The 6,853-nt window shown below is 64.3% G+C and carries 11 protein-coding genes; 1 reads left to right on the top strand and 10 read right to left on the bottom strand.

The genetic code is table 11. The annotated features are described in order from the left end of the window. The 3 genes from BM228_RS32940 to BM228_RS32930 form a co-directional block, all read right to left on the bottom strand. On the bottom strand, positions 1–185 hold a 185-nt coding region (locus BM228_RS32940), incomplete at its 3' end, for a hypothetical protein (protein WP_208612149.1). A gap of 340 nt (positions 186–525) precedes the next feature. After that, positions 526–1,044 (bottom strand): hypothetical protein, encoded by a 519-nt coding sequence (locus BM228_RS32935; RefSeq protein WP_139234345.1) that lies wholly within the window; start codon positions 1,042–1,044, stop codon positions 526–528. A 127-nt stretch (positions 1,045–1,171) separates the two neighbouring features. Continuing rightward, a complete protein-coding gene (locus tag BM228_RS32930; RefSeq protein ID WP_092047479.1) occupies positions 1,172–1,522 on the bottom strand; it encodes a hypothetical protein in 351 nt (116 codons plus the stop codon). 86 nt (positions 1,523–1,608) lie between these two features. Between BM228_RS32930 and BM228_RS32925 the strand changes: the two genes are divergently transcribed. Beyond that, positions 1,609–1,977 carry a hypothetical protein gene (locus BM228_RS32925; RefSeq protein ID WP_092047477.1) on the top strand — a complete coding sequence of 123 codons (369 nt, stop codon included), beginning with the start codon at positions 1,609–1,611 and terminating at the stop codon, positions 1,975–1,977. A 181-nt stretch (positions 1,978–2,158) separates the two neighbouring features. On the opposite strand, the gene BM228_RS32920 is transcribed toward BM228_RS32925, so the two are convergent. The 7 genes from BM228_RS32920 to BM228_RS32895 all read right to left on the bottom strand — a co-directional run. Then, a complete protein-coding gene (locus BM228_RS32920) occupies positions 2,159–3,439 on the bottom strand; it encodes an ATP-binding protein (RefSeq protein WP_244537439.1) in 1,281 nt (426 codons plus the stop codon). Next, positions 3,432–3,722, bottom strand: coding sequence for a hypothetical protein (locus BM228_RS32915; protein ID WP_092047473.1), 291 nt, complete (start codon positions 3,720–3,722; stop codon positions 3,432–3,434). The genes BM228_RS32920 and BM228_RS32915 overlap by 8 nt, the downstream gene beginning before the upstream one ends. After that, positions 3,722–4,015: a hypothetical protein gene (locus BM228_RS32910; RefSeq protein ID WP_208612148.1), complete on the bottom strand. Its 294-nt coding sequence runs from the start codon at positions 4,013–4,015 to the stop codon at positions 3,722–3,724. The genes BM228_RS32915 and BM228_RS32910 overlap by 1 nt, the downstream gene beginning before the upstream one ends. A gap of 203 nt (positions 4,016–4,218) precedes the next feature. Then, a complete protein-coding gene (locus BM228_RS32905; RefSeq protein WP_092047471.1) occupies positions 4,219–4,455 on the bottom strand; it encodes an excisionase family DNA-binding protein in 237 nt (78 codons plus the stop codon). A gap of 91 nt (positions 4,456–4,546) precedes the next feature. Beyond that, positions 4,547–5,191, bottom strand: a complete 645-nt coding sequence (locus BM228_RS34385; protein ID WP_139234344.1) for a hypothetical protein — start codon at positions 5,189–5,191, stop codon at positions 4,547–4,549. Beyond that, positions 5,188–6,348: a tyrosine-type recombinase/integrase gene (locus BM228_RS32900; protein WP_092047469.1), complete on the bottom strand. Its 1,161-nt coding sequence runs from the start codon at positions 6,346–6,348 to the stop codon at positions 5,188–5,190. The genes BM228_RS34385 and BM228_RS32900 overlap by 4 nt, the downstream gene beginning before the upstream one ends. Positions 6,349–6,556: 208 nt before the next feature. After that, the coding region (locus BM228_RS32895) for a transposase (protein WP_139234343.1) at positions 6,557–6,853 on the bottom strand (297 nt) is incomplete at its 5' end.

The following is a 6,853-nucleotide window of genomic DNA, read 5'->3' as shown; positions in this document are numbered from 1 at the left end:
TTTTCAAGGGCGTCCTTTGCCTGCGCGACTTGCTCGCTCAGGGTGCGGGCGGCATCGTCCAAGGCTGCGCGCTCGTCGGCGGTCCGCCGGCAGGCATCAGCCAGGCGCTTGGCAATCGCCGCGTCTTCGCCGTTCGTGTCGACTAAGAACGCGCGCTGTGCGGCGATCGCCTCCTCAGCCTTCATGGCCGCGGCCTCCGACCGACGAACCACGCCCGACCGGCGGGTTTCGAGATCCTGGAGCGTCGCCTCCAGGCTGGCCTTCTTGTTCCGTAGTCCGAGCATGCCGTTCCCCAAATCTGGGGAGCGGCGCCCTCGCCCACCCCGGAGGTTAGAGGGCACCGCTCCTGCCGACACGCCGGGGAGATGAGGCCCGGCTATCGACAGGATCAGTATCGGCCAGCCCTGCGAGGCTGCGAACTAAACAGAAACTAAACAGGTCAGCTTTTCTGCTCGGGCGGCCGAAGTACTTTCCTGGCCTCGCGGAGCCGTAGACGAAGCGCCTCGGCGGCGGACGTGTGGTCGTTCATAATGACCTCCTTTGTTTGGCCTGTTTCGCCACGGCCTTGCGCGCCTCGGCTTCTGCGAGGACCTGTGCGTCGCCATCCGCCGCCATGTCTTCCATCGCGACGTAGAGACGGTTGCGCACCACATCATGCGCGAGCTGCGCCACCTCGGGCGGCATGTCGGTCTGCACCTCGACCGGGACGGCCAGGAACCGCTCGCGGGTCGCCAGCAGGATCTCACGAACATCGCGCTCGACGTCGTCGTACCGGACGAGCTCGCCGCGGGTGACGGCGTTCCTCAGCTCGGCGGTTTCCGCGAGTGCCTTGTCTTTCCGGGCTCGTTCCTGAGCGGGGTCGAGGTCGCCTGGCTGCGGCGGCTCAGGCTGAAGATCGCGAAGGTATCGGATGTAGGCCACACGGCAGACATCACAGTCCAGATCCCCGCGCGCAGCCTTCGGCAAGACGTTCATTCCCTGCAACTCACGCACGCGACGTTCGCTCAGGTCGAGGTGGATGGCGACTTCGGCAATCGTACTCATGGCGGCGGAACCCCCTATGTGAATTTCATCGCTGGGAAAGGCCTCAGCCTCGCGCGTTACCTCCGGGGTGGTGCCCCTCCGGAAGGACCCGGGAACACTGAGCACCCTCCTTGTGAGGTCCGGGGCCCTACCCATCACCGGCCTCGGGCTGGCTCGGCAGGTGCAGCTCCCAATGCCTGCCGACCTTCCGCCCTGTGCCGCTGGCCTGGCCGCGCTTGGCCCGCATGCGAGCGGCCGTCACGTTGATCGGCAGGAAGCGGGGCGCGTGGGACACCCGAACCCAGTCGGGCCGCTCAGGCTGGCTCAGGGCGGGCGTGATAGGCGCCGCGGTCGCCACCGTGCTCCGCAGCGCCTGGACGGCTTCCTGCGCCAGCTTCAGCCCGCGCGGGTCGCGATGGATGCGCCCAGCGTGATGGGCCTCAAGCGCCTCGACCTTTGCCTTCACATCGAGGAAGGCCGTCCACTCGGCGGGCGTCATGGTCCGCTCCTTGCAGCTGCGTACCCCGGATCCGTGTCGCGAACACTGATCAGTTGCGTCATCCGCTGCCTATTTCGGAGGCTCCGATGCCGTTTATCTATCGAATGATCACCAAAGCGTTCGATTTCGTTGTCGGAGCTGCTAGCTCGCGTCCAGTGGATTTGCTGCCCGCAGACGGCGGTGCTGAGAATTCCACAATAGAAGACCATCGCAGTACTAGGAATTTTGATCAGGACTACGCGAGCGCCGTCAAAATTCTCAGAGATCGGCTGGATCGCAACTTTCCTGATGGGCAATACGCCCACCGCAGATTGCGGTTGAGCGTCACCCGCGATCACGCCGAGGATCGCGCTCAAGCCATCGACACTATGTCGGCCGTCATCGCGATGGCATTGCGCAACGGCGCAACTGTCAAGCAGGCTGCTGATGCCGGCGCTGCCAGCATTGGGATCTGACGGAAGGATTAGCGCCTCAGACGCCGACTGGGGCGGCTCTCCACCTCCACCCTGTGGCGAGCCACCTCCACCACCCCCACCCACCCTATAAGGGGTGGTGGTGGAGAAGGTTTTGTCTCCACGTTCTCCACCTTTCTCCACCCACCTTGTCAGGGTGGAGAAGGTCCCATTTGCCGACCCTTCAAGCATGCTGGCCGACCTCCACGTAGTCGCGTGGCTTGCCCTTGCCGTCCTTGCCCTCGACCACCGCGAACATGCCGGTCTCGATCCAGACCTTGAGCATGCGGCTGATCCGGCTGCGGTGCCCCTTGTCGTCGTGGTTGAGCTTCAGGGCCCGTGCGATCGGGATGCCGACCCAGTCCGGCGACTGGACGTTGAGCCGCCAGCGGGCGCCGGCCGCGATCGTGCCGGCCACCTCGGACTGGGCCGCGCGCAGGTCGTCCGCGCCCACCCCTTCGAACGGGTCGGGCCACTCCCAAGGCTCGACCACCGCGACGTGATCCCCATAGTCCAGGATGCCTGGTGGCCCGTTGCCCAGCGACACGGACACGAGTTGAAACCAGTCGCTCTTGTCCGGCGGCGGCGCGAGGTTGGCCTTGCCGTTGTCGACCCGGAAAAAGCCCCGGTTCGTCGGGATCCCTGCCTTCTCGGCCTGGTCCTTGGTCATATGGTTGAGCACGCGGGCTGAGCGAGCGGCGGCTAAAAGTGCGCCGGCGCCTCGACCGTCCTCGACCGTGTATTCACCCTGGCCGCCCTGTCCCTTTCGGACGTGGTGTACGAGCTCGATCGAAACGTTGGCAGCCTCGGCTACCCGGTTCCAGGCCTTGGCGACGATGTCGATCTCGTCGTTGGCGTTCTCCGTCACGCGGTGCGAGCTGACGAACGGATCCACCACCATGTGATCGATGTCGTTCTCGACCATGCTGGCAGTGAGATCTTTGATCACCGGCTCGGCGATCTTCACGCCATCCCGCTGCCGGGTGGCGATGATGATCTCGGCCGTCCGCCCGCTGTCGAGGAACAGCCGGCCCTCCAGCTCGCGTGCGTCGATCCCGTAGTGCAGGCAAATCGCGGCGACCCGGCGCTCGGTCTCTTCCAGTGGATCCTCAAGGTTTGCCACCCAAACCCGAAGGGGCTTCGGCACGGACACACCAAGGAGCGGTCGGCCAGTGACCATGGCGATGGCTTCCACCAGCACGAGGCTGGACTTGCCGACCGCGCCAGGCGCGACCGTCGTGCTCAGGAAGCGACGGATCAGGTGTCGACCGTAGACCCAGTCGCGCGGCGGGATCGTCGCCGGATCGCGGTAGACGAAAGGCGTTGCCCGGATCCGCGTGCGCTTCGCCTCCGACCCCGGCGAGGGGTCGTGATCCGCCCAGGGCGGCTCGTCGTAGTAGGAATGGCGGTGGCGCTCGGGTCCCAACGCCTCCTCCATCTCATCGAAAGGATCGCGCTTATCCATCGCGACCCCGCAGTCCGAGCGCCACGTCGGCGCCCTGCTGTTCGGCTCTGGCGAGCTGCTGAGCCTGAAGATCGGCGGCGTTCTTCTCCTCAAGCATCTTGAGGATGGCCACGCCGTGCTTCAGTGCCGCGACCGCCCGGCGGGTCGAGTAGGTCAGGCCGGTGTCATCCTTGGCCGCGGCGTAGTCGACGCCCATGCCGGCGTAGAACTGAACCTGCGTCAGACACTCAGCCACGAAATCGCGCAGGGGTTCGGCCGTGCCGTAGTAGGGAGGTTCGGTCATCAGTGATCCTCCGGGCTCAAAGGGCCGCGGGGCTGACGCGCCGGGGCGTTGAGGGCGGCGTAGCTCGCGAGGATGCGACGCCGATCCAGGGAGGCCAGGCCATTCAGGACTGCCAGGGCGCCGGGCAGCACATCCGGGTTGCTCTCGGCCTCCTTAAGCGACCCGACGAGCTCGGCGGCCCGCGGCCCGCACGAGAGGTGAGCGATCGCCGTGAGGCAGCGGAGGCGGGCGATGCGCTCGCCCGGCTCGATGCGGTCGGCGAACGGGCCCCAACGGTCGACGGCGGGGATCATCGTGCGCCCCGCCAGCTGTCGACATTCGGGAACGCCAGCTCGGCCACGACGCCAGCGATAGACGGCGTCAATCCGAAGCGGGCGGCGAGATAGTCTTGTCGGAGTGCCTGGGCTGGCGTATCTCTTTGAGTGTCGACCTGGCAGAAGACACTCTTGGAGACCCGCCGCAGCCCACGCTGTGCGCGGGTTTTCTGCTTCATGGCTCAGGCCGCCTCCGTCTCGAGCGAGGGGAGCGAGGCGAGGTAGCTGCGCAGGCTGTCCGCCGGGATCAGGGTGCGATTGCCGGCCTTGATGGCGCGGAGCTTCTTGTCCTTCACCAGCTGGTAGATGGTCGAGCGACCGAGGCCGGTGCTGAAGCAAGCTTCCGTCAGCGTGAAGCACAGCTTCTCCGTCGACGCGCGCAGGGAGACCTGCGGCGCCTGCATCTGGTGCAGAGCCATGTTGGATTTCCTTACGTATCCACCAGCGTTTGCCGGCGGGTGATCGGAAACTGATGCTTCGTTAGGCCGGCGTCACCGGTTGAAACGGGGTTTAAACCTCCCCGCTGCCGCCCTCGGCGGACTGGACGCGAGCTAGCGCGTCGTATGCCTGGGCAACTCGTCGCTCCAATGCTCGATCGTCCTTTGGGGCACTGCCCTCATTCTTCACGAACCAGTCCTTGACCAGTTCTACTGCAGCGTTTTTGGTCTCGGGAAGTCCGTTGCGCGATATGAACCAGCCTAGATAGGCAAAAGCCGCCCACCAGCTGTGTTCTTCAGGCCGACCGCCCTTTTTGTTCGCCAATTTCGATTGTTGTATTTCAACACCAAGCAGTATGTTCAAATCGCTCTCATGAATATAAACATACCACTGGCCGCCAATGAGCGACAATCTATAGACTACAACTTGAACTACGGTCTCATTGAGGGTGCTAAGAGTAAAATTTGTGTCTTTCCATACCGCCGGCGGCAAGTATGTTTCTCTCATAATGGTGTCTTCAGTAACGTAGCCGCGCCTGACACCACCAATCAAATTTGCCTTGGAGCGCAATTCGCCAGCTACCAGTGCATCGCGAATTATTTTTAATGAGACATCACGACCGACATGCTTTTCGCGTATTCGCGCAAACGCAATATCAAGTGCTACCCAGGGCCCAGCCGGAACGTTTGGATCGATTAGGTCAGGATTAGTGATCATGGCCGAGATACATAGTTTTCCCAGGCATCCATCAGATCGCGCCGCTTCTGGAGTAGATCTCCGCGCCGGTAGGCCGCCTCGACCTTGTTGTCGATGATGTGGGCGAGCGCCATCTCCACCATCTCATTCGGGAAATGCGTGGTCTCGGCCGCCCAGTCGCGGAACGTTGACCGGAACCCGTGCACGGTCAGGTCCGGCCGGCCCATCCGCTTCAGCAGCTCCAGCATCGCCATGTTCGACAAAGGCCTGCCGCGCTTGCCACCGGGGAAGACATACTTGTCATCGAGCGCCCTGAAACGTTCGAGGACCCTCAATGCGTGAGCACAGAGCGGCACCCGGTGCTCCCGACCGCCCTTCATCCGCTCGGCCGGCACGGTCCAGGCACGTTCGGCTAGGTCGATCTCATCCCAGGTTGCCCCAATCACCTCGCCGGTGCGGGCGGCCGTCAGGATCGTGAATTCCAACGCCAGGGGCGAGGTCCCGTTTTGCTGGCGAAGGCTGGCGACGAACTCGCCGATCTGAACGAAGGGGAGGGCGGCGTGGTGCTCGACGCGCTGCACCTTCGAGCGCTTTGGCAAGAGGTTCTGCAGATGGCCGCGCCAGCGCGCCGGGTTCTCGCCCTGCCGATAGCCGCGCGTGGCAGCCCAGTCGAGAACGGATTCGATCCGGCCCCGAACTCGGGTAGCGGTCTCTGTCTTGTCGCCCCAGATCGGCTCGATCACCCGCATCACGAGCCCAGTGTCGACCGCCTGGACGGGGAGGGCGCCGAACACGGGTGAGGCGTAGGTCGCCAGGGTGTTGCGCCACTGGTCAATGTGCTTCTCGTTGCGCCACCCCTTCTTGTGCGCCTCGATGTAAGTCTCGGCGCAGGCGTCGAACGTCATGGCCTTCGCGGCGTCGAGCTGAGCGGCCGATCGAACTCTCTGACGGGCCTCTATCGGATCGATACCGTCGAGGCAGAGCTTTCGGCACTCCGTGGCCTTGTTACGCGCTTCGGCTAGCGTCAGCGTGTGGAGCGAGCCGAGACCCATCGACCTGGCGCGGCCATTGAGCATGAACCGGAAGATCCAGGACCGCGCGTCGGCATGCGTCACCTGCAGGTAGAGGCCGCCGCCGTCGGCATAGAGGCCCGGCTCCCGCGTGCGCGAGACAACCAATGCAGACAGCTGTCCCGGCCCGCGCCTCAACTCACAACCTACAGCCTTACCTACAAACGTGAGCCGGATTGTAGCGTGTCCGTGTGTGTACGGAAAGACGGTGTTGGGGGAGGTGGCCCAGGGAAAACAACAGCTTACAGACACGGGCGGACAGTCGTGGACACTCCTTGTGGGGACACCCCTTCCGCCGCCCGTGTCCTAAGAGCGCCTAACAGAACCGTCTGATCTGGTTGAGTGTGATGAGGCTGGCAGCGAGGCTGGTGAAGGCTTCGTAGATGTCTGCACGTCGCTCGTAGCGCACGGGCAGCCGACGGAAGCGATTGAACCAAGCGTGCGTGCGCTCCACCACCCACCGATGCCGGCCTAGCCTCTCGCTGCTCTCGATGCCGCGGCGTGCGATGCGCGGTACAATCCCACGCGCCCGGCACTCGTGTCGGCGCGGTTCAGCGTCGTAGGCTTTGTCGGCGTGCAGTTTGTCCGGGCGGTGTCGCGGCCGGCCCCGCCG

The sequence above is a fragment of the Methylobacterium pseudosasicola genome, from assembly GCF_900114535.1.
GTDB lineage: Bacteria > Pseudomonadota > Alphaproteobacteria > Rhizobiales > Beijerinckiaceae > Methylobacterium > Methylobacterium pseudosasicola.
Note: the sequence above shows the minus strand (reverse complement) of the source record. Positions and strands in the feature narration are given on the sequence as shown.